The sequence below is a fragment of the Proteus faecis genome (assembly GCF_030286765.1).
Classification (GTDB): Bacteria; Pseudomonadota; Gammaproteobacteria; order Enterobacterales; family Enterobacteriaceae; genus Proteus; species Proteus faecis.
Map to the genome: position 1 here is coordinate 1 of NZ_JASVWV010000010.1, position 26142 is coordinate 26142.

A 26142-nucleotide genomic window follows, 5' to 3' on the forward strand; every position below is an offset into this window, starting at 1 on the left:
CTGTTTCCAGTGGAAACACTGATTAAGTTTTGAGCACTGTTTCCAGTGGAAACACTGATTAAGTTTTGAGCACTGTTTCCAGTGGAAACACCGGTTAAGTTTTGAGCACTGTTTCCAGTGGAAACACCGGTTAAGTTTTGAGCACTGTTTCCAGTGGAAACACTGATTAAGTTTTGAGCACTGTTTCCAGTGGAAACACTGATTAAGTTTTGAGCACTGTTTCCAGTGGAAACACGGGTGATTTATTGAATACGCCTTCATTGCTCATTGGATATCCCTATGAGAGTACGACGAAAACGCTGAAGGTACTGACGTGCAATATCAGGGGCAACCATCGCCCCCGGAGACGCCTTACTTCTCTCCGTTCTCTCCGGTTTGGTTTGCGTGTGTTGTGATACATCCGGAGTACCTGACATTTTCTGTAAAGACGCACTTTTCATCTCCGTTTCTGCCGGGGAAACGGGGTGATATCGCCCTTCACGGGCGGCCTTTAATAGCTGCAAGGCATACCCCACCGGATTACGCACACTCCCTGTCCTCACCCCCTGTGTCAGTTGCTGCACAATCGATATTGCGGCTTCTTCCGGCAACGCCTGTAACTGTTTTTCCAGCATCTGCCGGTCATTCTCATCAATCCGCTGACTCAGCCCCTGCGCCTGAGCATCCGCTAAATATTGCTCTTCCTGATCTACGTACGTATTTTTTATACTCTGTGTAAAAGAATTACGTACGTAACAGTTCGATTTTCGAACCCCTGAATCAGACTGGGTTTGTGTACTCAGTTCGATTTTCGTACCCGGTTTTTTTTCATCATTTTTTTCCCTGAGTTCGATTTTCGAACCCGGTGTTTTACACTGAGTTCGATTTTTTTTATGTTTCCCCGGATAAAGTTGTGCCGTCTGCCCATTGAGTATCCGGCGTTGCCTGTCTGCCAGCGCTTCCGGTGTCTGAAGACTTCCAAGTCGCTGCTCAATGAGTTGCATTCTGGTATGCTGATGTCGCATTGACGGCTCAGTTTTCAGGGCGGCCAGCGCAGCGCGGGCCACGCACCGCACACTCTTATTTTTGTGATAACAGCTTTTTTCCAGCACATCCATCCAGCGCGGATCTAATGTCTCTGCATCAAACGCATTCACCGGCTCATCATGTAACATATAGATATTTCCCCGGATACGCCCCCGTTTATCCCTGACCCGGTGGCATAAACTGAGCCAGCCCGTCAGCCTCAGCATTAACAGTGCCCTGCTGACCGTTTCCCGCGAGGCTTTATCGCTGTGGGGCGTGGCTAACTGGAGTTGTAAGTCATCATAAGTCGGAAATACGGCACCCTCATTTTGCTGAGCATGAAGGCGGATCATCATCCAGGCCAGTTTATCAACCGGTGAAAGTCGGGATTCCAGCAATAATTGCCGGGGGATGGCATCATGAACATTGCCGGCGTAAATCAATCCACTGCGCAGTGCCTTGCCGGGCTGGCTGTGTTGCCGGTGATGCAGTTGTTGCCGCATTTTTTCTAATGAAAACTGAATAATACTGTCCGGAGGAAATTGCATCTTATGCCCCACACAAAAATAATCTCATGCCTGAATACACTGATAGCTGTCTCCTCCGGCGCAAATACCACACCGTAAAGAGACAGTCTTAATATACTGAGGATCATGATGTTGAATATTCCGCACCTTACCGGCTAATCATCTTGTTATAACGTTCATGGCTCATCAGCTTCCAGCTTTGCCCGTTGTCCGTACTGAGCAGACGCCAGGAGCTACCAATATTAATTTTCAATACCGGGTAAACACCGCCCTTTTTTCCGCTGCATTTCACTTTTTTACTCAGTCGTTCTCCCGAAAAATAACGCAGCAATAACCCGTTTGCCTTCCGCTGAATATGCTCCGGAACAGGCGTGACACATTCCGGAAATATCCGGGCCGGTTGATGGTGACTGATAATCCGGTTATCCGACATAACCGTTTCTCCTGTCTGTGGCATTCAGTACACCGTCCCGGTGCCATGCCTGAACCGTATTCCACACCGTGGTCAGTGAGACATCCATTTTTTCAGCACAGGACACCATGATCTGAAGACAATCCGGATCATCCGGCTCCGGCATGCCCTCCTCTTTCCAGCGATACCATAATTCCGTTTGCTGCTCATCTGACAGTCGCTGTGAACGACCGGTATTTCCCCGGATCCCGGACAATCGCCGGCGGGCTGACACCTCCAGTGACGTCATACCAAAATACTGATTCAGCAAATCAATGGAAGCTCCCAGTTTCAGACAGCGTTCAATCATCTGATTCTGACGATGGACGTCTTTCGCCCGGGTCAGCAATAAACGCAAATTCTCCCGGTGGATCTGACAGGTAATAATGGAGACCGGACTGTGTGAGAGATAGTGCAAATCCTCAATGGTTAAACTGTTCAGCAACCGGATTTCATTGTCCGTCAGTCCCAGTGCCTCACAACGCCGCAGATTCCCGCTTTTGATTTCCATCACCAGCTCGGTCAGCAAATGATTTCCTGCCTGTGCTAATTGCGTCGCCATTACAACCCCCCTGTATTATTGAAAGCCTGCCAAAGTGTGACTATCCACTGTAACGCGTAATTCCGGTGCCATAACTCACGGGTTTTATTTGAAAACACAACGTCTGTTCCCGCTTTTCGTCTCATGGTGCGCATATATTTTCGCCACGCCCGGCGCCGGCTCTGATAATACCGGGACCATATAAATCCCAGTAATTCCGCAGACAATTCAGCCTGCCGGCCTTTACCGGTAAAACACACCTCAATATAAGGTTCTCCGGCATCCCCGTTTTTCCGTAACACATAACAGCACCGGCAGATTTCCGCACTGAACAACACGAACCGTCGCCAGTCCGCATCCTGATTTTCCGGGGGACGGACAGAAAATCGGGTAACCTTTCCATGGTTATATTTCCGGCATTCGCGCCTGAATAACCAGCAGATATCCGTCAGGCGCTGTATCACTTCCTGCTCATAACCGGTCTTTGCCCGCCCCCGGTTCAGGGGCAGATAACACGCCAGTGCTGCCGGTGATAAAGGCGTGCTTTTATTCCCATTCCTCTTCATCATTCACATCCGGATCAATCTCTCTTTGTCTGGCATACAGACAACGCAACAAGTACATCAGTTTCATCCATGTCATAAACTGGGTATCATTCAATACCGGTGGCATCCCGGATTGATTTCCGCCGGTCAGCAGGATTCTGAGAGCGTCCGGAATACCATCATGAGACCCGTTTGGTTCTGAGAAAACAGTCATCACACGTCCCAGCGCCGAATTCGCTGACAAGATGGCAAATCCCGGAGAATGTACCCCGGAGGCAGCCACAAAGGCGGAAGATAAATCCAGTTCATTCCCTAATTCAAACAAAGTACGATAAATCTGCGTCTGAAGATGTTCAATATCATCCAGATGTGAGGCCACCGGCCAGAGATCCTGACACGTCAGTGTAGCCGCAGAATAACCAGCGACCGGTACCTCTGCCGGTGTGGTACACTCTGCGTTATCCGGGACAGACATGACACCGGCGACGTCAGGATCAATACCGGCTTCGTCGGTATCCCCGCTCAGTACCGGTGCCCCACCGTATAAATCTGTCTGGATCTCCACAACCGGACGGGATTTTTTCTTTTCAACAACAGGGGATACCGAAGTCTCCTGACCTGAATCAGAAGACAGAGGCTCCGTTAACACATCCTCTGCCGAAAAATCGGAGGTAATACCGGTATGTCCGTTTTCTGAATGGGCCGTTGTTGTTTCATCCTCACTGTCCACCGGTACAGACCATTCCGGTTTTGTACTGCGCCGGCCTTTATTGACCTTCAATTCAAATACCCAGCGTTCATAATCCACACCATCAACAGAACACTCCCGCAGCAGCCGGCCAATCAGTTCATCCAGAAACACGTCATAATCAAAAACATCATGGTTATCTATTTCTGTGCATGTTCTTTCAAAACACCCCAGAAAGTCATGGACCGGGTCCGGACCGTCATGCTGAAAAAGTAACGAATCCGCCACCCGTTTTAATGTCGAGCGCACGGACAGTAATTGCTCAATTTGAGGTCTTCCCAGCCCGTCTTCCAGTAACCGGGGCATATAAGGTAATAACGCAGAAACGGTGTCTTCCATCTTGCTGATGTGCGATATGCTGACGGGTAATCCGTCCGCCGTCATGCGCTGGGCGAATGCCCGGAGTGATAATTTTTTCTCCAGCGATTCCTCATACAGAGAACGCGCCACACAAATCCCTTTTGCTTTTTCCAGAAACGTTAACTCCCCTCTGACTTCATTCTCCGCCAGATGGCCAATCAAACACTGCAAACGCCCCGGCCAGGGTTTAAATAACACATGGATACGGAAAAAACGCTCATCCTGTGTCTCCTGCCATAACTCAGAGAGGATCTGATAGCGCGTATTTCCGCCGTCACTGAAGATATAAATCTCACTTCCCGGTGCTTTGGTGACTTTTGGGACACTGTCCAGTCCACGTGCCCGAATGGAACTCTTGATTTCCTCATAACGCGGATTTCTGCCCTGACGAGGGTTATCCGGATTTGGCTGAAGTTGCTCAAGTGTTAATATCATCGGCATTTCAGACACCGGATTGACGTGAGCATTGCCGGATAACGGGGAGCTGACAGGATTTCCTCTGAGAAGCGCCTGACTGAGTTTATGCTGTAAATCTGTTTTCATGCTTCGTCTCTCCCTTAAAAATAATATCCCTGAGAAAAATCACTGAACCGGGTATACTCCCCGTTAAACTGCACTTTCACTGTGCCCAGTGGCCCCTGCCGTTGCTTACCGATGATAATTTCTGCCACACCTTTATCCGGTGAGTGTTCGTGATACACCTCATCGCGGTATAAAAATAAAACCAAATCCGCATCCTGCTCCAGTGAGCCGGAATCCCGTAAATCCCCGTTTGTCGGGCGCTTATCCACACGTTGCTCCAGTTGCCGGTTTAACTGGGAAAGGGCCACCACCGGACATCCCAGCTCTTTGGCCAGTGCTTTCAGACTGCGGGAGATTTCACTGATTTCCTGTGTCCGGTTTTCCTGTTCAGGACTGCGCATCAGCTGAAGGTAATCCACAATAATCAGCCCCGGCGTACCCACTTTACGGCGGTAACGCCGTGCACGGGCACGTAACAGGGAAGGCGTCATATTACTGGTATCATCAATCACCAGACGCTCACCCCATTCGGCAATCTGTGACATGGCGCCCCCAAGACATTCCCAGTCATTTTCTTCAAGAGATGCACTGCGGATAGCTGTCAGTGGAACATTTCCCAAATCACTGAGTAAGCGCTGCATGATTTGTTCCGCCGGCATTTCCAGACTGAAAAAAAAGACCGGTTTTTCTGCCAGACGCAGGGCATTCTGTGCAACAGTCAGCACCAGCGCCGTTTTTCCCATCGACGGCCGTGCGCCCAGTAACACCAAATCACCCGCCTGCAAACCACAGGTTTTTTCATCCAGTTCACGGAACCCCGTTGGCGTACCGGTTATCCCTTTTGCACTTAATGCCTCTTCCAGATGCTGAACAACATTATTTAAGATATCGAGCAACGACGGGGAATGCGCGGACAGCCCTTTTTCTGACAGCTGAAACAGCCGCTGTTCAGCCTGTTCACATAACGCCGGAATATTCGCCTGAGCCGCCACACTCTGGGTGGATAACATATTCCCCAGCATCATCAGACCCCGTGCGCGGCTTCGCTCCACCACAATTTCCGCATAGCGGACAATATTGGCCGCACTGGGGGTGTTTTTGGATAATTCAGCCAGATATGCAAAGCCCCCCACCTGCTCAAGCACGCCATCTTTTTCCAGTACATCACTGAGCGTGATTAAATCAATCGGGCTGTTTATCTGACACAGGGCGGCCATTTTCCGCCAGATTTCCTGATGCGCTCTGGAACAAAAATCCTCCGTCTGTAATAACGGTGCCACTTCATCCCAGCGATCATTATCCAGCATCAGCCCGCCCAGCACGCTCTGCTCCGCCTCCGGCGAGTACAGGGTTTCAGGTAATACCGCAGAAGAAGACTTTTTATGCATTGAAAAGCCCTCCGTTAATCCGAAATACCCTGTTCCCACCGTGTAAATAAATTATTTTTTTTGGAATATGAATTGTTGGTGTCGGACGAACAGTCGTCAGAGATAAACTCCCTGTGACTGCCCGACTATTTTCGGACCGGTAAGTTTGGCGACCCCGGTCTGAACGTACAGGCAGCCTGTTTTTATCCATAACACATTTAAAGGAACATTTATGAATACAAAAAATCAACTGCCGTCCGACATTGATTACATTGGCCTTTTTGACAACAATACCGATACGGGTGAAGCCCGTTTTGAGCGGTGCGTGCCCCCTTTCCGACACAGGACTATTCATGGACGAACCTCCCGTTTCAGCACATCATCAAAACGGGTTTTCCATTCCGGAAACAGCTCTGAAACAAGATGATGCATAATGACTGCGGCTGCCGGTGTTTTACGTTGAGTCCGGTATTCCAGACGATGCACCGGTTGTCCCTGTGCATGGCCATTTTTAAATATTTCCAGTTTGGGAACAGCGGTTTTCAGTAACGAAAGAGAAATCGACTCCGCAAAGGGGTACGCTTTTTGGTCAATAATCTGAGTTAATTCAGTCAGTGTTGCACGATCTAACACCGTATCTTCTACACAATTAGCAAGAATATGTATTGCCGGCAGGGGGATTCCGTAAGCCGTCAGAGGCACCAGTCCGCCGATTAATCCCAGTGTTCCCCGTAAAAATTCACGTGTATCCGGCAAAATAGGTTTGATTATCCCGACAGCGTAATCTGTGGCAGCTAACAGAATGGTTTCCAGCATCACCGACGCCGCGCCTTTTGAATCAATAATAATCACATCGTAAGAAGCGAATAACGGATGTTGCAGAATATTACGTAGACGCATTCTGCCATCAGGCGCATGTAATATAGCCGCCGGGAGGCGATCATGCGGATCGTTAGAAATGATAATGTCCAGATTAGGGATAACAGAGCGTGATATGATAGTATCTGGCAGGGAGAGATCGGTCAGTTGCATTAACAACTCAAACAAGCCGTTTGGCGCTTCGTATTCGAGTTTAAACAGACTGCTGGCAGTCGGCTGGGAATGATCACCGTCGATCAACAGGGTTTTCAACCCGGCATCAGCACAAAAACCCGCGATATTACCGGCTTTGGTTGACTTTCCAGCTCCGCCTTTTGTTGATATAATTGGAACAATTCTGGTCATTTTTCTCACTCAGCATATTCTGGGTGAGAAGTCAAAAAAAATAATTACATTAGTGAATTACATCAAGCTTTTTAACTAGGGGATTGAAAATCCCCGTGTCCTTGGTTCGATTCCGAGTTCGGGCACCATCTTTAGAAAAACCAGCCTTAAGGCTGGTTTTTTGCTTTCTACACTTCATCATTTTCAATATCCCTTTAAATGAGAAAATCCTTTTATTGAATGATGACTTTTCTTGTTCTCAGAAAACATTATTTCTCATGCAGCCTTATTATACGAACAAGACTGCATGAGATTAAAAATAGAATTATCTTTCTTGTAATGCTTGTTTCATCCTGGTTATTGGCTTAATCAAATATTGGAATACTGTTTTTTCACCCGTCTTAATATCCACACTCGCAATCATCCCAGGAATAACAGGTAATTCCTTTCCATTTTTATCAGTAAGATGACTACTCTGTGTGGTGACTAGCACACGATAAAACGCTTCATCTTGGTTTAGTTTTAAATCACTGGGTCTCTTTTGATCATGTAATGTATCAGGGCTAACTAAAGTAACAACACCTTCCAACCCACCATAAATAGCGTAATCATATGCAGTCAGTTTAACTAATGCTGGCATTCCTGTGCGAACATAAGCAACATCTCTTGGGCTGATATATGCCTCAACTAATAGTTGGTCTTCTAATGGAACAATTTCCATAATATCCTGCCCCGCAGAAATTACCCCACCAACAGTATTGATACGTATATTCTTAACAATCCCTCTTAATGGAGCTCGTATTAATGCACGTTCAACCGGATCAGCACGCCCCGCCATATTTTCCCTTGCCTGAGCTAATTCTGCTTCTGTTTTAACTAACTCAGCACTTGCTTCCGTTAAATATTTATTTTTCTTTTCATTTATCTGAGATTGAATATCGGCTGACTGTCGCTCCATTCGCAATAATTCCACGGCTGACATCGCACCTTGTGCAACAATAGGCCTTGTTATTGCAATCTCTCTGTCTAATAAGGCTTTACTTTTTTGTAAATTATCTATCCCTGACTCCAGTGCCTCTTTACGTATATTGTATACGGTTGTTTCACGCGCCACTAAATCAGTAGCTAATCCCTCAGGAAATTTAAGTTCAGTAGAATAAGCCTCCGCTTTAAGTCTTGCCCGAATAGCTTCCAGATTATCAACCTTCGCTTCACTTTCCCTTAAAATAGCCGATGAACGGGTATCATCTAGAGTCAACAATACTTGTCCTTTCTCAACAATATCCCCTTCTTTTACCTCCATGCTTTTTAATATACCGGCATCTAATGTCTGGATGATCTGCTCTCGACTGCTGGGAATAATACTACCTTGGCCTCGAGTCACTTCTTCAAGGCTACTGTTCCACGCCCAAATAACAAAAATAATCAAAAAAATCAGTAACATTGTGATCATCATAAAGCTCTTATGATGCTTTTCGTGCTGAAGTGCCGCATGTAAGTCATTGAGCAATGCTAAGTCTTTATTAGAAAAAGCCTCTTTAGGATGACTTGGCGATGTCACTTGTTTTTTATTTAATTCATTCATTTCAACATTCTCAATCTTACTTATCTGTTTTGGCTTTTGAGTGAACAGTTATTTGTTTTTCTTTTTCATTTTTAGCTAACTGTTGTAAGACCGCATCTCTGGGGCCATCCATCACCACTTTACCGTTATCAACAACAATTATTCGGTTGACGATACTCAGAACCTGAGGTCGATGAGTAACAACCAATAATGTTCTTGCACGACACCATGCTGAAATGGCATTTAATGCCTGAATTTCTGAATATTGATCAAGTCCCGTTGTTGGTTCATCCAGTAAAACCACTTTAGGATTTCGCAACGTCATTCTAGCCAAAGCAACAATTTGTTTTTGCCCACCAGAAAGACCCAAACCATTCTCACCCAAGGACATATCTAATCCTCTTGGATGCTTTTTAATGACTTTGTCTAAGCCAAATCGCTTCAATGCCACAATCAAATCTTGATCACTAGAAAAACCATCCATACGGGCTAAATCAAGATTTTCTCTTAAACTACCTAAAAATAATCTTGGCTCCTGTTCTAACAACAAAACCTGATTACGCAAATAATGAGGATCTATTTGGCGAATATCGACATCATCTAATGTGATACCTCCTTGTTCTGCAGGATAGAGTCCGGCTGCTAATTTTAAAGTCGTTGATTTACCACTACCAATACGTCCGAGTATTCCAACTTTTTCACCCGGCTTTATTTCAAATGATAAATTTTTCACTACACTGCTAGTATCTTGACTATAAGCAAATGAAACATTTTGGAATTTTATATTTCCATTCATTTGTTTTAGCGTAATATATTTCCTATCAGGTTCACGTTCTGAAGGTCGCTCAACAATACCATTTACACCTTTTAAGGCGACCCAGGCCTGTTGAAAGCGCACAGCTAAACCCGCAATCTGCCCTAATGGTGATAACGCTCTACCAGACAAAATAACCGTTGCAATTAACGCCCCCATCGTAATTTTATTGGCGGGATCATCGCTATGAATCAAATAAGTACCGATAATAACTAAAAATATCGTATTTAACTGTTGCATCATAACCGCAAAGTAAATAACAAAATTACTGATATTTTTAACTTTCATTGATGAAGAAGCGGTTTTGGCTGTGTAATAATCCCAACGCTTTTGAGCCCAATTCATTGCATTATTCGTTTTTAACGTTTCTATGCCTTCAATCGCTTCTACTGCTAATCCCTGTCTTTGTGACGATTCCTTCATTGATTCATTAATATATTTTGATAAAGGGATCTGAGCTAAAAGACCAATAATAATAACCAGTGGAATTATCGTAAGTGGCACCAAAGCCAAGCTTCCCCCAACCAGTGCAATGACAGAGACAAATAAAATTAAAAAAGGCATATCAACTAATGTTAATAAACTTGCACTCGTCATAAAATCACGGACAGATTCAAAATCTCGTAAATTATTAACATAGGAGCCAGATGATATAGGCCTTTCCTGTAATTTAAGATTTGTCACTTTTCTAAATAAAGCCGAGCTGATAATTAGGTCAGCCTTTTTACCCGCAATATCCGTTAATCGTCCTCGGATCATCTTTGCTGTAAATTCAAATAAGATCGCGATAATTACACCAATACTTAAAACCCAGAGAGTTTGATATGACTTATTTGGTATTACTCTGTCATAAACATTCATGACATATAATGAACTAACAAGTGCTAGAAAATTAATTACAAAAGTGGCAAGAATAATTTGATAATAATATTTTTTAAAGCGCCATATAACTTTAAAAAACCATGCTTTAGGCATTGTATATTCAGGCAACTCTGAACGTACATCTGTTGCAATACGAGGCTTAATAAACCAACAATAACCTAAATACTTTTCATTTAATTCCGCTTGAGTTAACCATACAGATAAACCATCGATTTGCTGAATTTTATATTTACGTTGTCCGCTTTCATCAAATGAAATTTCTGTTAAAACAGCACTATCTTCATTTTTTAATAATAATAAGACTGGCATAGCCAGAGAGGGAATATCATCCAACAAGCGTTGTGATAATGTATTTTCAAATCCTTCACTCTTCAGATATTCAACCAGTGATGAAAAATCAATTCCCATCTTTGCGGTACGGATTGTATGCGCAGTCAGTGTAGCCACGGATAAATGTGTGCCTAATAACTGAGTTGTAAGAGAAAGACCTTCTATGATCAATTTCATAACTACAATATTTACCTTAATTTATTAATGTGCGAGTGAATTAAGTGCCCAGTGAGAAAGTGTTCCTTGCGCATATAAATAATCAAGCATTCCATACCTAAGATCACTCAATGTGGTGGCATAAGATAATTCAACATCAGATAGCTCTTTTTCTGCATTCAAAACATCTAACAAAGAACGGCGAGCAACATTAAATTGCAATTGATAAAAATCGACGACTTTTGTCGATGATAAAATTTGTGCATCTAATATCTTTAATTTTTGAGTACTTTTTTGAATATTAATTACAGATAAGCGTCTTGCTTCTTCAATATCTCGAATAACCCTATCCATTCGCTGTTGAGCAGCATTTAACTGGCTTACTTTTTCATCAATAGAATATAATGATGAAAAATTAATAATATCCCATGTCACATCAATGCCTATCTGACGATCATCTTTAGTTATATTTCCAGTTAAATTAATTTTCGGTAATTGTTTTTTATTTTCAACTTTAACGCCCAATTTTTTAGCATCAATATCAGCCTGACTCACAAGATAGGCAGGATTTTGATTATTACTTTCCGCAGTAAAATCTCTGTACATATCGCTGACTGTCATGTCAGAAAAAGGATTAACAAGATCACTCTCTCCAACCGGAAATCCAGTATATTTTGATAACGTACTTAACGTTGTCATTAATTCTTTTTCATAATAATTAATATCTTGTTCTACTAATATTTTTCTTGCTTCTGCCTGAACATATTCAGAAACACGCCCTTCATCATTACGAGCTATTACATTTAATTCAGACATAATCTTATTATGTCTATCTAAACTCTTTTTCTTTACCGCAATAGATTCTTTAGCTAATAACGCTTTTAAATAGAGGTCTGATATGGTGTAAGCGACGTTTTCTTTGGTTTCATTATATTTAAATTGATAATAAAGCTGTTCTTTTTCATTACGTTCAACATCATTTTCTATTCCACCAAAAGAATAGAGATTTAGTTCCCCTCTTAGCCCTGGAGTAAAACTATTATTATCATAATCACTTTCATCACGATGATATTGCCCTAATAGTTTATTTCCAGTTACGCTTATTACGGGAAAATGTTGAGCTCTAGCTTGATTAACTCTTGCAACAGATATATCTATATCGGCTTTAGCTTCTAATAACTCTGGCGCATTATTTAATGAGTTATTTAATATGTATTTTAAAGAATTTGCATGTGAATTAAATAATACGCCTCCAAAAATAACAAACGTTATTATTTTGAGTTTATTTATAGAAAACACAGATATTACCTCTAATAAAAAATACAATCTAAATATAGAAATTTATGATTGGCTAATAAGGCTGCTCGAATGAGCAGCCTTAGATTTAATTACAACAGATAATTAAATAACCCCTCCATTATCGATAATATTATTATCGATATAGACATTAGCACCACCTGCACTACTATAAAGTGTGTAAGTATGCTCAGTGCCATCTAACGCCGTTGCTTTAACAGTTGTGGCCGTTGCAGTAAATGTTCCTAAACTTCCTGCATCATCAGCCCCTAAATCAACTTTATCATTGGCATCACCGGAAATATAAAGCGTTGAATTGTCATTTATACCCAATACATCCGATACTGTTAATTTAATGGTTTGAGCTGAATTGTCTGCTTTCAGATTACTGCCAACAGTCATATCCACTTTCTCGAAGCCAGTAATACCTTCATTCTTCCCTGTCGCCAGATTGACAGAAATATTACCTGCCAGAACCAGAGTATCACTACCTTCTCCACCGTTAATGGAACCTTGATTACCAATAGGTTTGGTATCATAGTCTTTTGTCAGAACAACGATATCATCACCAGCACCCGCATCAATGGTTATATTACCATTTGAAATAGTGCCAATTTTGATTGTGTCATTCCCCTCACCACCATCAATGGTTGTCGCAGCTGAACCTAAAGTTGCACTAGTGGAATCAAATACGTCATCACCAGCCCCTAGTGAAATAGTGGCGTTATATGCTCCCTCAGTAACGGTAACAGTATCATTACCATCCCCCATAGAAACAGTAGCACCACCATAAATCCATCCAGCAGTTAAAGTATCTGCATTATCACCGACAGAAACATTACCAGTCAGATTTTTAGTGATAGTGATATTATCACTACCATATCCACCTAAAATTTCACCGGATACAGAGCCATAAATAGTGACGGTATTAACATCCGTAACTGCGTCAATATTAGTGTCATTACCCAGACTTAAATCGCTACCATCCTGATAAATAGCAAGATACTCTTTTGGCAGATTTGACTGACCTTGAATACCGCTACCCAAATCTAATAAACCGGATAATTCGGTATTATTTTGAGAATTAGCATCCCCTTGAGTAAACGTATCACTGCCTGAGCCAAGATAGATTTGACCAGCATTTGTTACCCCAGTGCGTTTAATGGTAACCGTGTCGTTCCCTGATTCCATAAAGAGGTAACTACCAGCATACATAACACGCAACGCCGTATTCATACCATCCATAGTAAAGGTATCGTTACCTTCACCAGCATAGACTCGGGTATTGGCTAACATATTACCGCGAACCACCATCAGGTCATCGCCAGCCCCTAAATCAACAGTTGTAATACTTTGATTACCATCTGTTTTTGTACCATCAGGCCCATTATCCTGTGAGTTAGCCACATTGCTGTATGATGAAGTTTCGCTACCATCCTGATAATAACCGACATAAATTGTATCGTTATAATCAGTTGTTAACATAGGGTCAGAATCACCGCTAGTCGAACCGATGGTATATCCAAAATCACCTGTGCCCGCTTTAGATGATGATAATGAATATTTCAGCGTAAAATCACCATCCAGATTACGTAATGAAATTGGGTTACCATCATAAATAACACCAGTTGCTGAAGCACCTGCATTATTTACTGTCTCGGTTACAGCTGTAGCGTTATTAGATGTTCCCGTAATGGTTGCAAGTACTTTCTCCATACCTTCTGCATTGAAGGCATTTTGGTTAGCTTCCATTGTTGGATCAACGATAAATGAAACACTCTTAGAGCCAGCAGGGATCACAACCGTTACTGTTGATGCACCATCATACGTTACTTTGCCAGTGTCACCATGCAGGGCAATTTTTCCGTCGTGCTGAGAACCAGCAAGCGCTGAATAATCCGGTGCACTCGCATAACCCGCACCATTTGTTAAGGTTATGGTTACAGTCACATCTTGTGCTGCAGCATAATCCAGAGCAACGGTATACACTAACCCGGTAGTATCATCGTTGTCTTCAATGGTTGCTGGAACGTCAATTGCATCACCAGAAACAGAAGCATTTCCGCTAATCTTGTCGCCGTTAGCATTTGTTGATGTTGTATCAACACTGATACTCACTGTTGGCAATACATCTGTTTTAGACGTTGCTGTTGCAGGATCACTTTCATTACCACTTGGATCTTTAGCAATTGCGGTCACTTCACTGTTATCTTTTACATTATCAGATGGAATAGTAGTGTTATTACCTTGACTGTCTGGGATCAAATTAGGATCGCTAGATGTCCAGCCATTATCCCCTTTCTCCATTGTTACAGTCTGTTTATCACCGTTTTCATCTTCAAAGGTAATTTCAACAGTATCACCTTTATTGGCATCTCCAGGCAGTTCAACGGAAACAGAGCCGTTATCTTCCGCATTTAATACTGGTGCCGATGGTGCAACCGTATCGACAGTAAAGTCGGTTGCTTGACCTTGACCACTGGTGTTACCTGCAGGATCAGTGATTTCTGCTTTAACAGAATAATTACCATCCGGAGTTGCTTTATCCGCTGGGATAGTGACATCCGCTTTACCGGCTGTTACTTCATCCGCTGTCAATGTGTGTTCAACGGTGTCAGTAGTGCCATCAGGTTTGGTAATAGTCAGTGTCAGAGTGTCACCCGCAGCACTACCACCCGGTACGGTCACTTCAGTTTGTACGCCGTCTTTTAACTCATCAGCATTCACACCGTTTGCCGCTTCTGGAATAGTCACCACCGGTGTTGTGTCTACAGTGCCGTCACCGTCAGTGTCTCCCGGAATTTGCGTATCAACAGTAAAGTCAGTTGGTTGGCCTTTTCCACTGGTGTTGCCCGCAGGATCGGTGATTTCTGCAGTAACTGAATAGTTACCGTCCGCTGTCACTTTATCCGCTGGAATAGTGACATTCGCTTTACCGGCGGTTACTTCATCCGCTGTCAGTGTGTGTTCAACGGTGTCAGTAGTGCCATCAGGTTTGGTAATAGTCAGTGTCAAAGTGTCACCTGCAGCACTGCCACCCGGTACGGTCACTTCAGTTTGTACGCCGTCTTTTAACTCATCAGCATTCACACCGTTTGCCGCTTCTGGAATAGTCACCACCGGTGTTGTATCTACAGTGCCGTCACCGTCGGTATCCCCCGGAATTTGTCCATCAACGGCAAACTCCACTTTATTCCCTGGTTTGGCTGGGTTATTACCTTGAGTTAAGCTGACATCAACACTGTTTTGGCCGTTTTGTACTGCATCTTTCGGAATATCCATTGATACTTTACCCGCTGTTACTTCATCTTTCGTAACAGTGTGTGTAACTGTTTCAGTGGATTTATCCGGACGAGTGATAGTTAATGTAATTTCTGCGCCTTCCACGGTGCCTGCTGGTAAGGTGACTTCGGCCTGTAAACCGTCTTTCAGCTCATCCGCATTTGCATAGCCATCGGCCACTTCTGGGATAGTCAACACAGGGGCATCGGTAACACCATCTGTTTTTGAAGTTACAGTCGAAGGATCACTTTCATTACCACTTGGATCTTTAGCTACACCAGTCACTTCACTGTTGTCTTTTACATTATCCGCAGGGAGCGTTGCTTTATCACCATTGCTGTCTGGAATTAAAGCCGGTGTATCTGATGTCCAACCGTTGTCACCTTTTTCTAAGGTCACCGTATGTTTGCCACCGTTTTCATCTTCAAAGGTAACTTCAACGGTGTCGCCTTTATTTGCATCCGTTGGCAATTCAATAGAAACTGAACCGTCATCTTCCGCTTTTAATACCGGTGCAGAAGGTGCAACCGTATCAACAGCAAAGTCAGTTGGTTGGCCTTTTCCACTGGTGTTGCCCGCAGGATCAGTAATTTCCGCAGTAACTGAATAGTTACCGTCTGCTGTCACTTTATCCGCTGGAATAGTGACATCCGCTTTACCCGCTGCCACTTCATCCGCTGTCAGTGTGTGTTCAACGGTGTCAGTAGTACCATCAGGTTTGGTAATAGTCAGTGTCAAAGTGTCACCTGCAGCACTGCCACCCGGTACAGTCACTTCAGTTTGTACGCCGTCTTTTAACTCATCAGCATTCACACCATCTGCCGCTTCTGGAATAGTCACTACCGGTGTTGTATCTACCACACCGTCACCGTCAGTATCCCCTGGGATTTGCGTATCAACAGTAAAGTCAGTTGGTTGACCTTTTCCACTGGTGTTGCCCGCAGGATCAGTAATTTCCGCAGTAACTGAATAGTTACCGTCTGCTGTCACTTTATCCGCTGGAATAGTCACATCCGCTTTACCCGCTGCCACTTCATCCGCTGTCAGTGTGTGTTCAACAGTATCAGTGCTGCCATCGGGTTTGGTGATTGTTAGAGTGAGTTTATCCCCTTCAGCGCTACCACCCGGTACGGTCACTTCAGTTTGTATGCCGTCTTTTAACTCTTCAGCATTCACACCATCTGCCGCTTCTGGAATAGTCACTACCGGTGTTGTATCTACCACACCGTCACCGTCAGTATCCCCTGGGATTTGCGTATCAACAGTAAAGTCAGTTGGTTGACCTTTTCCACTGGTGTTGCCCGCAGGATCAGTAATTTCCGCAGTAACTGAATAGTTACCGTCTGCTGTCACTTTATCCGCTGGAATAGTCACATCCGCTTTACCTGCAGCCACTTCATCCGCTGTCAGTGTGTGTTCAACAGTATCAGTGCTACCATCAGGTTTGGTGATTGTTAGAGTGAGTTTATCCCCTTCAGCGCTACCACCCGGTACAGTCACTTCGGTTTGCACGCCGTCTTTTAACTCATCAGCATTCACACCATCTGCCGCTTCTGGAATAGTCACTACCGGTGTTGTATCTACCACACCGTCACCGTCGGTATCCCCCGGAATTTGTTCATCAACAGCAAATTCCACTTTATTCCCTTGTTTTGGAGGATTACTTCCTTGAGTTATACTAACATCAACGCTGTTTTGGCCGTTTTGTACTGCGTCTTTCGGAATATCTATTGAAACTTTACCTGCCACGACTTCATCTTTCGTAACGGTATGTGTAATAGTTTCAGTGGTGTTATCTGGACGAGTGATGGTTAGCGTAATTTCTGCGCCTTCCACGGTACCTTCTGGCAAGGTGACTTCTGCTTGTAAACCGTCTTTCAGTTCATCCGCATTTGCATAGCCATCCTCTACTTCTGGAATACTTAAAACTGGTACATCTGTTACAGGATCTGGTTTTGCTGTTACAGTAACGTCATCACTTTTATTACCGCTCGGATCTTTTGCACTTGCGGTAACGTCGCTATTATCTTTTATCTTGTCATTAGGAATAGTGACATGATCGTTATCTGTATCAGGAATTAAGTCCGGATTGCTCGATGTCCAGCCATTATCATCTTTCTCTAATGTGACAGTATTTGAGTTACCATCTTCATCTTCAAAAGTAACATCTACAGAATCACCTTTGTTTGCATCTTTTGGTAAATCGATAGAAACAGAACCATCATCTTCAGCAGTTAATCCCGGTTTACTTGGTGCAGTGACATCTGCATCATTACCTTTATTGTCACCACCATGATTTTTATTAGCTAAAAAGATCGCTAATGCACTACCGATAGAACCCGCAACCCATAAAAATAGGCCAATTCCATCATCATTATCAGAAAGAGTACCTGTTTCACCAGCAACTAAATGCTCTAAAACAGGACCATCTTGAGTAATAGTGGCTTCCCCCATTACCCCATTTTGATCTAAGACATTTAAAGTTGCATAACACTGTTGCTCTCCTGGTTTGCATTCTTCCCAGAAATCTTTAATTACAACTTCAAGATCTTGTTCTTTACTAGATAAAATAAGATCATCCGATTTACGAAGTGCTTTAATATCTAGTGGTGAAAGATTTGTTTCAGAATCAAATAATTGATAAACCTCATTTGGCTTTGCCGTTATTACATGCTTTGCATGCGGATTTAACTGCACTTGTATATCTGAATTTTTTTCAGAAAAGATAAATTTCATAATAATTACCTAGCATTAGAATAGAACCTCTAAACAGAAGATACTTGCTGTTTATTTAAAAATTTCTTTATTAAGAATTAGTTACAAAACGATATTCTTTCCTTTTTCATTCTCCTTACATTTACATTTTTTTATCTTTATGAATATATTCACAATTACAATCAATAATTATTCTCTTTTTACTGTCTAATATTTTTATAAAATGAAGGATGGAAATATTTAAAATAAAGCAAACTTCTACTAGTGTAGAAACACTCCATTTAACATCACCTCGTTCTAGGCGAGAATAATGTTGTTGACTTATATTCATTTTCTTTGACATATTAATCCCTGTCAGTTTTTTAGCCTTCCTTATAGCTTTAACCTCGTTTCCTATTACATAATTAATATTCCAGCCATACATCTTAATTACCTAATTCAGGGATAAAGATAGAAATACTACAAATACAATTTCACTTAAGTTCAGTGTATCACCTAGCCTCACGCCCCAAATCAAACAAACAAATAAATAAATACCACAAAATAACAAACAAGATATCTATCAACAAAATAGCTCACAGAAAAAAAGATAAATTGCCACAACTTTTAATTAAATCGCCAAAAATGTTAAAACAGATCCTTATAATCAAAGTTATACTCACATTCATGTAAGTAACCTTGAAAAAATTAGTCTTTAACCACGCTGCTTTACACAAAAAATAACACTAAAAGATAAATAAATATCACTATTTGCTACCCTGCGATAAATGTAATTTCATTTATAAAAATAAAACCATAGACTGATCATTAATATTTATCATTACTATTTAACTAATTTAATTTGGATTAAAGTGAGTCTATTTACATGAAAGATTACTATTTTCATTTAAAAAACTTAACCCTATCTAATTACATTATGCTACTAACAAAAGACAGCGAAATACGAATAGAAACAAATAATTTTAAAAAATCAATAAATAAAAACAGTATTGCTCTAATATCAAAAGATATAAAGTTCGATGTATATTTTTCTAATATAAATAAACCAACCTTACTTTATTTATCTTGTGATGTTCTTAGAGATGCGTTAAAAATAAACCTTGCCTCTAACCATCTTAGATTAAAAGAGAATGCGCAGAACATTGAAAATAATATTTTAATAAAAAAGGCTCAACCAGAAGATATTCTATTATTTAATAAATTAAAAAGTAAATTTAACAATGAAATTGTCACGTCTGATAAAATAGAACATGAATATATATTAAAAATAGCATGCTTATTGAGTGGATTAGAAATAAATATGATGGGTTTTATCTATGAGATGTATAACTCATCATATACAAATAAAATCATCAATATCATTAGTGAAGATTTAAGTTATGAGTGGACAATAAAAGATATTAGTAAAAGGCTATATATTGGAACATCATCTTTAAGAAAAAAACTCGAGGCTGAAAAAACAAGCTTTACTAAAATATTAACAAAAACAAGAATGGAACATGCTATAAGTTTATTAACAACAACAAATTTAAATATCAATACTATATCAAATAAATTAGGGTATAAAACAACTTCATATTTTATAAAAAAATTTAAAGAATATTACAATACAACACCTAAAAAATTACTAAAAAATCATACTACAGGAACGAAATAATCTAATGAACAAATATTACTTTTATCTTTCATATCGTTGATATTAAAAACTTCAATATCATAGCTATCTCTTTTTTTAGCCTTTAACTTTGGTAGCTCTCTAAAATAAATAACATTAGATAATATGAGATATTCATCCCATGTACCATAAAATGAAAATTTATAATACCTATCACCATTTGTAGAAACAAAGGTTTCATGTTTATTAGTAAATTCAAAAAAATTATATACAGCTAAAATGTTCTTAGTGGAGGTGGTTCTTTCACATCTATAATATACGTTTAAATAAATTTCAGAACTATTTTTTATTAAGTTTTTTAATTTATCTATTTTATTTTTATTCTTAAAACCTAATCCCGTTCGAGCAACTTTTGCCTTAAGCTCAAAAGGAATATCAACATAAAAAACACTTTCCTCATTTTCAGAAGGTAACAGACAAACAAAGCTCTCACTATTCATTAAGTTAGGGAAAGTTAAATATTTGTGTTGCGGTATATAATCAGTAAAATCCCAGTATGCACAGCTCCGGTAAGCACTTGGTGTTATTTTAAAGTATCTTTTAAAAGCTCTTGAAAAATTCTGTTGAGAATTAAATTGATAAGTGATTGATATCTCTAACACAGAGAGATTTGTTAATCGTAATAAAGTTGCAGACAACGATAACCGTCTCGCGAGGATATACTTAGCAATCGTATTGCCAGTACAACTATAAAATAAATCTTGAAAATGCCTTTTACTGTATCCTGATTTTTTTATAACATCATCTTGAGATAAAGGGCTATTTAAGTTTTCTTCTATCCAATCTAGGATAGTCTGCAAAATATTTTCTTTCAAAATTTAGCCTTATACTAGCTATAAGATAGTAATATTCATTACATTAGCACAATAATTATTTTTATCATGCAAAATAAATAAAACAAATTACTTATTGAAGTATCCTTCACATATATTCCGTCATTGTGATAAAAAAGTCATTAAAATTTCAAGATTTTCCTAAAAAATCCGTTCTAGTGATACCTAACAGGAGCAGATAGCCAAGAGCTGATTGATAAACACAACTTAGGGGTAACAACGTGATGCTGTATGTGGATAATACTCTACGCTAAAGGTAGAAAATAGGAGCCCACTATTTTAGTGGGCTGTGTTTATCTAGACTATTTTATAAATTAAGTAATTTAATAAACTAATATAGTTAATAAAAATTAAAATTTAAAAAACTCGTCACTATTAACATTTAATTATGATAAAAAAACAAATCTGTATATAATATATCACTGCATTAATATCAAAAACCAATAATTATATAATTAAACCTAATTACTCATTATATTTTAACCATAAAATATAAAATATTTTAACAATCAATTATATTCAGTACATAAAATCCATATTAACTCATACTCTGAAAAGAATGAAATAAATGAGATATTAATAAGAATCACTCTTAATCTATTTATGCGATCTCTCTCTAAAGATAGGAAATTAACTTAGGATTAATAGTGTAGAAATGATAGCATAAAAAATGCTATAAATTAACTTTATAATTTACATGACTTTAGTTTAAATTAATTAAAAAATTTTAAATACATTGTATTCAATTTATTAACAAGCAAGATAATACATATCTTCATTAATAATTATTTAAACGTACTACTCTAATGTTTAGATTAAAGTTATCGAAAAAATTATTCTATTTCTGTCTGGGTTAAGTCATTTTTATACTCGACAAGTAGCTACACAACAAAATACTTTCAATAAAAGTGGGCGTACTATGAAAAGCATGTTTACGACTCGGGAGCTCCCTGACGTAGATCGGTTTTCCGTATTCAGGGATACAATAAAAGACCGCTTTTTATCGTCTTATGAATGCAATGAAGTCGAATTACCTCCTCATTCTCGATTTTATGCCAATATTGTCGAGCAGAAGGTGAAGAATATTCGCTTTATTCAGTTAGAGTCTAATGGTCACTGGGCAAGTAGCACCCCTTTAAGTAATAAACTTAGTCTTGAGGAGCATTTCCAAATAGAGCTACAACGCTCTGGTACAAGCCATCTTACTCAAGATGGAAGGACGGCATTTCTACGACAAGGTGACTTTTGTATTTTTGATATGGCAAGACCCGTATCATGGTCTTTTGATAACGATTACTCATTATTTAAAATTTTGATCCCAAGAGAAAAACTGGCTCCACGTTTAGGAAATACCCAAAATCTTACCGCAAGAGCAATACGAGGAAATAGTATCACTGGCTCATTAGTGTATAGCTTTGTGATGCGTTATATTCCCTTCTTAGATTCAATGCCACAACAACATGCACAACAACTTGCCGATATTTTATTAAATTTAATTACGTCAGCTTTCAGTGAATACAGTATTGCAACGCCACCTCAAAGCTTAGGAAGATCAACACTGTTTTATTTTGCTCAGCACTATCTCGAGCAACATCTTTCTGATCCTGATCTCAGTGTGAATGAATGCGCAAATGCCTGTGGGATCTCCGTGCGCTATTTACAGATGTTATTTAAAGAACAAAATACATCTGTAGTTCGTTGGATCTACCAAAAACGTCTTGAGAATTATAAAGCAGCTTTAGTTAATCCTCTCTTGGCAGAAAAAAACATTACACAATTAGCTTATGAATGTGGATTTAGCGATATTTCCAATTTAAGTCGAAAATTTAAATCCGAATTTTTTATGACACCATCAGAATATCGAAAAATACATTCTTTAAGATAAATGAATTAATTATCGCCCCCCTCTAATGAAAATTTTGGAGGTTATTCTAGAGGGGGAGGATAGCGTTATCACATCAGCCGTAACGAAATTCAATGCCTAATGTGCCACACGGATATTCCCATTTTTTTAAAATCGTCTCGCCACATAACACACGGCAAGTACCGCATTCTAAACACCCAGCATAATCAAAAAGGTATTGTCCTTTCTCATCTTTTTTATATAACCCGGCGGGGCAAGCTTTCATTAAGATTTCAAATTGTGCAGGATCAATATCATCCTTTAAGACGATATGCGGGTTTTCTTCGTCCACATTAAATTTATTGACGCCTAATTTAACGTCTACGTTAACTTGACTCATAAAGAACGTACTCCCTTAAATCCATCTTTAATTAAGTTCATGACACCGACTTTCTTAACTTGAGACAGTATTTTCTTACGAACAGGTTTTTCAGGGCCATTAATCACGAATAAGTCGTGCATCACGTTAGCTGCCATTTGCGGATAATCGGTGAAGAATCTGGTGTTATCAAGGAAAGATGGTAAATCTTTGTATAGCTTCATATCTTTCATAACAAAGCTGTCATTTAATAAAGATTGATAGCAACTTAATTCTTTTTGACTATAGCTGTTTTGCTCTTTCGCCATTAATACCGCTTTTGCAGCCGCCTCACCTGACGCAATCGCTAAATCCATCCCTCTTACGGTATAGCCAACATTAAGGCAAAATCCAGCCGCATCTCCCGCAACCAATACGCCATCTTTGACTAATTCAGACACCATATTCATGCCACCTTCTGGCACCATATGCGCTGAATACTCTAATAATTTACCCTCTTTGATAAGTGGCGCAACAACAGGATGCTGTTTAAAATCTTCTAATAATTGAGGAACCGTTTTTTCGAATTTATCGACATTATGTAGCCCCAAAACAAGGCCTAAAGAAACGGTGTTTTTGTTGGTATATAAGAATCCACCACCTAAATATCCACCTGATGGAGCACCGGCAAAAAGCCAAGCTAAACCTTCATCATTAGTACAACCAAATCGGTCTTCCATTTGTTGTGGTGTGAATTCTAATAACTCTTTAACCCCTACAGCCACAGTGTGAGGATTAACTTTTTGTGTCATTCCTAACTGTTTTGCTAATAACGAGTTAACACCATCAGCAAGGATAACCACATGGGCTTCAATTTCATCATCACCCGCTTTTACACCGCACACCTTGCCCTCTTTCACCAGCACTTCATCCACACGAACACCGGTGATCACTTGTGCGCCAGCGTCTTCTGCTTTTTCCATTAACCATTGGTCAAATGAAGAACGTAATACAGTATAAGAACGCGTGGCTTCCTCTTCTTGCTGAGTATGTTGATAATCTAAAGTGACCCCATCAGTTTCCGTTAGCATGGAAATTTTTTCACGCGTCACAAGGCGTTCAACTGGCGCTTCTTGGGCAAAGTTGGGAATGATTTTTTCAAGACTATGCGCGTATAAACGTCCCCCAGTCATATTTTTACTGCCAGCGAAATTACCTCGCTCTACGACTAAAACATCACACCCTGCTTGTGCTAATACATAGGCAGCAGTACCACCAGCAAGTCCACCACCCACAATAATGGCGTCAAAAATATCGTCTGACATATATTCCTATCCTTTTATTATGTGTGGTCGCTTAGCAAATTATCACTAAGCGACCTACGGTGATTAGCCGCCGAGCTTCGCGGTTAATGCAGGTAACACTTTATAGAGATCGCCAACAATACCGTAATCCACCATATTGAAAATTGGGGCATTTTTATCTTTGTTGATACCAACAATGATTTTTGCTCTATCCACCCCCACCATATGTTGAATTTGTCCTGAAATACCGACAGCAACATACACATCCGCACCTAAAGTCACGCCTGAAACACCAATGTAGCGATCATGTTCCATCCAACCTTCGCCTTCAGCAATTGGACGAGAACAACCCACTTCACCTTGAAGCGCCTTCGCTAATGCTGACGCTAATGTAAGATCATCTGCCTTACCAAAACCGCGTCCAACGCCCACAACACAATGCGCTTTACCTAAATCAACGGTACTGCCTTGTTTAGGCTTACGAGCTAATACTTTTAATGTATGTGCGGGGGCGATAAAGGCACTTTGCACCACTTGTGCATTGGGTGCTTCTTTGATGGCTTCTACATCTAATGCACTGCCCACAGTGGCAATAGCATAAGGTGAGCGAATTTCTGCTTTCGCATGCGCTAAACCGCCATAGACTTGATGTGTAGCAATCACACTATTATTTTCAATCGCAAGACTTAATGCATCACTAACAACGCCCGCTTTTAACGTCACACCTAAACGAGCTGCAATCACTTTTGCACGTTTTGATGCAGCAAGTAGAACCAATGTATTCTCACCTGCCTCCTTAATAATTGCGGCAAAAGAGGCTGCATAATCTTCAGCAATCACACCGTCTTGAGGAGTAAAGCAATAAACACAATCAGCACCTAAACTGACACACTCGCGCGTGCTTTCATCATCACCAATAAACAGCACATTAACCTTTTCACCAAGACCACGAGCAAACGCAATCAGTTTTGCTAAATCATCCGCTTTTTCGGCATAAACAAAGGTAGTAGGTAGTAAACTAGCCATTTTTAATCTCCTTATTGATTAACCGCTTGGCGTAAATATTCAGCAAAAGTGGCAATGTTTTCATCTGAATCACCTTCTAAAATAATACCAAGACGTTCAGACTGTTCTGGCACACAAACTTGTGTTTGCACAACTGTCAGAGCAGAAATATCAACACCAATATCGCCTAATCCTAACTTTTCAACTGGCTTTTTGTTCGCCGCTAAAATGGCTTTCATTGAAGGGAGTTTTGGTGTGTTTATACTCGAAGTTACACACACAACAGCGGGTAATGTAAGTTCAAGTTCTTCAGTGATATTTTCTAAATCGCGTTCAACAATGATTTTGTTGCCTTCAACGGTGATTTTGTTTACGGCATTCACACAAGGTAAACCTAAATATTCACCAACAGCTAAACCTGTTTGTTGTGCATATAAATCACCAGAACCTTCACCAAAAACTAATAAATCAAAACCTACTTTTTGTGCGGCTTGCGCAATAATATTAGCGGTATCCGTCGAATAGAGCGCATGACATGCATCATCAGCGACCAGTGTTAATGCATCAGGGCCACGCGATAAAATATCTTTTTTGATTTTCGCGTTTTCAACCATGGCACCTGTTCCCACACTTAATGCCGTTACAGTGCTATCACCAAGGGTAGACGCAATTTCTACCGCGGTTTCAATTGCATTTAAGTCATACAAACTAATTTTTAACCCCGCATTATCGGTTGCGAGTGTACGATCAGGCCGTGTTGTGATGTCTTGTTCGTCATGAACAACCTTACAGCAGGCAATAAGTTTCATAATTCAC

20 protein-coding genes are annotated in these 26142 nt (G+C 40.5%); 2 read left to right on the forward strand and 18 right to left on the reverse strand.

The window, feature by feature from the left end:
- Positions 1-257: 257 nt before the first annotated feature.
- The 13 genes from QSH13_RS12925 to QSH13_RS12985 all read right to left on the reverse strand — a co-directional run bounded on the left by QSH13_RS12925 (position 258) and on the right by QSH13_RS12985 (position 18732).
- Complete coding sequence (locus tag QSH13_RS12925; protein ID WP_001764954.1) at positions 258-1553, reverse strand: STY4528 family pathogenicity island replication protein; 1296 nt, start codon at positions 1551-1553, stop codon at positions 258-260.
- Between the two features lie 127 nt (positions 1554-1680).
- A complete protein-coding gene (locus tag QSH13_RS12930; RefSeq protein WP_001764953.1) occupies positions 1681-1965 on the reverse strand; it encodes a ParE family toxin-like protein in 285 nt (94 codons plus the stop codon).
- Positions 1955-2545 (reverse strand): DUF2857 domain-containing protein, encoded by a 591-nt coding sequence (locus tag QSH13_RS12935; RefSeq protein ID WP_001764952.1) that lies wholly within the window; start codon positions 2543-2545, stop codon positions 1955-1957. Before QSH13_RS12935 ends, QSH13_RS12930 begins: the two co-directional genes overlap by 11 nt.
- The gene (locus QSH13_RS12940) at positions 2545-2826 is read right to left on the reverse strand and encodes a hypothetical protein (RefSeq protein ID WP_286039245.1); all 282 of its coding nucleotides are present in this window, start codon (positions 2824-2826) and stop codon (positions 2545-2547) included. Before QSH13_RS12940 ends, QSH13_RS12935 begins: the two co-directional genes overlap by 1 nt.
- A 244-nt stretch (positions 2827-3070) precedes the next feature.
- A complete protein-coding gene (locus QSH13_RS12945) occupies positions 3071-4720 on the reverse strand; it encodes a ParB family protein (RefSeq protein ID WP_001764950.1) in 1650 nt (549 codons plus the stop codon).
- A gap of 14 nt (positions 4721-4734) precedes the next feature.
- Positions 4735-6087, reverse strand: a complete 1353-nt coding sequence (gene dnaB-PI / locus QSH13_RS12950; protein WP_001764949.1) for an SPI-7-type island replicative DNA helicase — start codon at positions 6085-6087, stop codon at positions 4735-4737.
- Positions 6080-6421, reverse strand: coding sequence for a hypothetical protein (locus tag QSH13_RS12955; protein ID WP_001764948.1), 342 nt, complete (start codon positions 6419-6421; stop codon positions 6080-6082). Before QSH13_RS12955 ends, dnaB-PI begins: the two co-directional genes overlap by 8 nt.
- Complete coding sequence (locus QSH13_RS12960) at positions 6418-7290, reverse strand: ParA family protein (protein ID WP_001764947.1); 873 nt, start codon at positions 7288-7290, stop codon at positions 6418-6420. Before QSH13_RS12960 ends, QSH13_RS12955 begins: the two co-directional genes overlap by 4 nt.
- A 304-nt stretch (positions 7291-7594) precedes the next feature.
- Positions 7595-8854: an HlyD family type I secretion periplasmic adaptor subunit gene (locus tag QSH13_RS12965; RefSeq protein WP_109397860.1), complete on the reverse strand. Its 1260-nt coding sequence runs from the start codon at positions 8852-8854 to the stop codon at positions 7595-7597.
- Positions 8855-8870: 16 nt separating this feature from the next.
- Positions 8871-11036 carry a type I secretion system permease/ATPase gene (locus tag QSH13_RS12970; RefSeq protein WP_286039247.1) on the reverse strand — a complete coding sequence of 722 codons (2166 nt, stop codon included), beginning with the start codon at positions 11034-11036 and terminating at the stop codon, positions 8871-8873.
- Between the two features lie 24 nt (positions 11037-11060).
- Positions 11061-12314 (reverse strand): TolC family protein, encoded by a 1254-nt coding sequence (locus tag QSH13_RS12975; protein WP_196544459.1) that lies wholly within the window; start codon positions 12312-12314, stop codon positions 11061-11063.
- 102 nt (positions 12315-12416) lie between these two features.
- The gene (locus tag QSH13_RS12980) at positions 12417-18329 is read right to left on the reverse strand and encodes a beta strand repeat-containing protein (protein WP_286047523.1); all 5913 of its coding nucleotides are present in this window, start codon (positions 18327-18329) and stop codon (positions 12417-12419) included.
- A 121-nt stretch (positions 18330-18450) separates the two neighbouring features.
- Positions 18451-18732 carry a helix-turn-helix domain-containing protein gene (locus tag QSH13_RS12985; protein ID WP_109398241.1) on the reverse strand — a complete coding sequence of 94 codons (282 nt, stop codon included), beginning with the start codon at positions 18730-18732 and terminating at the stop codon, positions 18451-18453.
- A 441-nt stretch (positions 18733-19173) separates the two neighbouring features.
- Between QSH13_RS12985 and QSH13_RS12990 the strand changes: the two genes are divergently transcribed.
- Positions 19174-19965 (forward strand): helix-turn-helix transcriptional regulator, encoded by a 792-nt coding sequence (locus QSH13_RS12990; protein ID WP_109398242.1) that lies wholly within the window; start codon positions 19174-19176, stop codon positions 19963-19965.
- On the opposite strand, the gene QSH13_RS12995 is transcribed toward QSH13_RS12990, so the two are convergent.
- The gene (locus QSH13_RS12995) at positions 19944-20798 is read right to left on the reverse strand and encodes a helix-turn-helix domain-containing protein (protein ID WP_109398243.1); all 855 of its coding nucleotides are present in this window, start codon (positions 20796-20798) and stop codon (positions 19944-19946) included. The two genes, QSH13_RS12990 and QSH13_RS12995, sit on opposite strands and share 22 nt — an antisense overlap.
- A gap of 937 nt (positions 20799-21735) precedes the next feature.
- Here QSH13_RS12995 and QSH13_RS13000 point away from each other — a divergent pair.
- Complete coding sequence (locus tag QSH13_RS13000; RefSeq protein WP_109398244.1) at positions 21736-22701, forward strand: helix-turn-helix domain-containing protein; 966 nt, start codon at positions 21736-21738, stop codon at positions 22699-22701.
- 73 nt (positions 22702-22774) lie between these two features.
- Here the strand turns inward: QSH13_RS13000 and QSH13_RS13005 are convergent, their stop codons facing one another.
- The 4 genes from QSH13_RS13005 to fixA form a co-directional block, all read right to left on the reverse strand.
- A complete protein-coding gene (locus QSH13_RS13005; RefSeq protein WP_060556296.1) occupies positions 22775-23059 on the reverse strand; it encodes a ferredoxin family protein in 285 nt (94 codons plus the stop codon).
- Positions 23056-24342, reverse strand: coding sequence for an FAD-dependent oxidoreductase (locus QSH13_RS13010; protein ID WP_286039249.1), 1287 nt, complete (start codon positions 24340-24342; stop codon positions 23056-23058). The genes QSH13_RS13005 and QSH13_RS13010 overlap by 4 nt, the downstream gene beginning before the upstream one ends.
- Before the next feature lie 63 nt (positions 24343-24405).
- The gene (locus QSH13_RS13015) at positions 24406-25347 is read right to left on the reverse strand and encodes an FAD-binding protein (RefSeq protein ID WP_109398247.1); all 942 of its coding nucleotides are present in this window, start codon (positions 25345-25347) and stop codon (positions 24406-24408) included.
- Between the two features lie 11 nt (positions 25348-25358).
- Positions 25359-26135, reverse strand: a complete 777-nt coding sequence (fixA, locus tag QSH13_RS13020) for a putative electron transfer flavoprotein FixA (protein WP_109398248.1) — start codon at positions 26133-26135, stop codon at positions 25359-25361.
- Between the last annotated feature and the right edge of the window lie 7 nt (positions 26136-26142).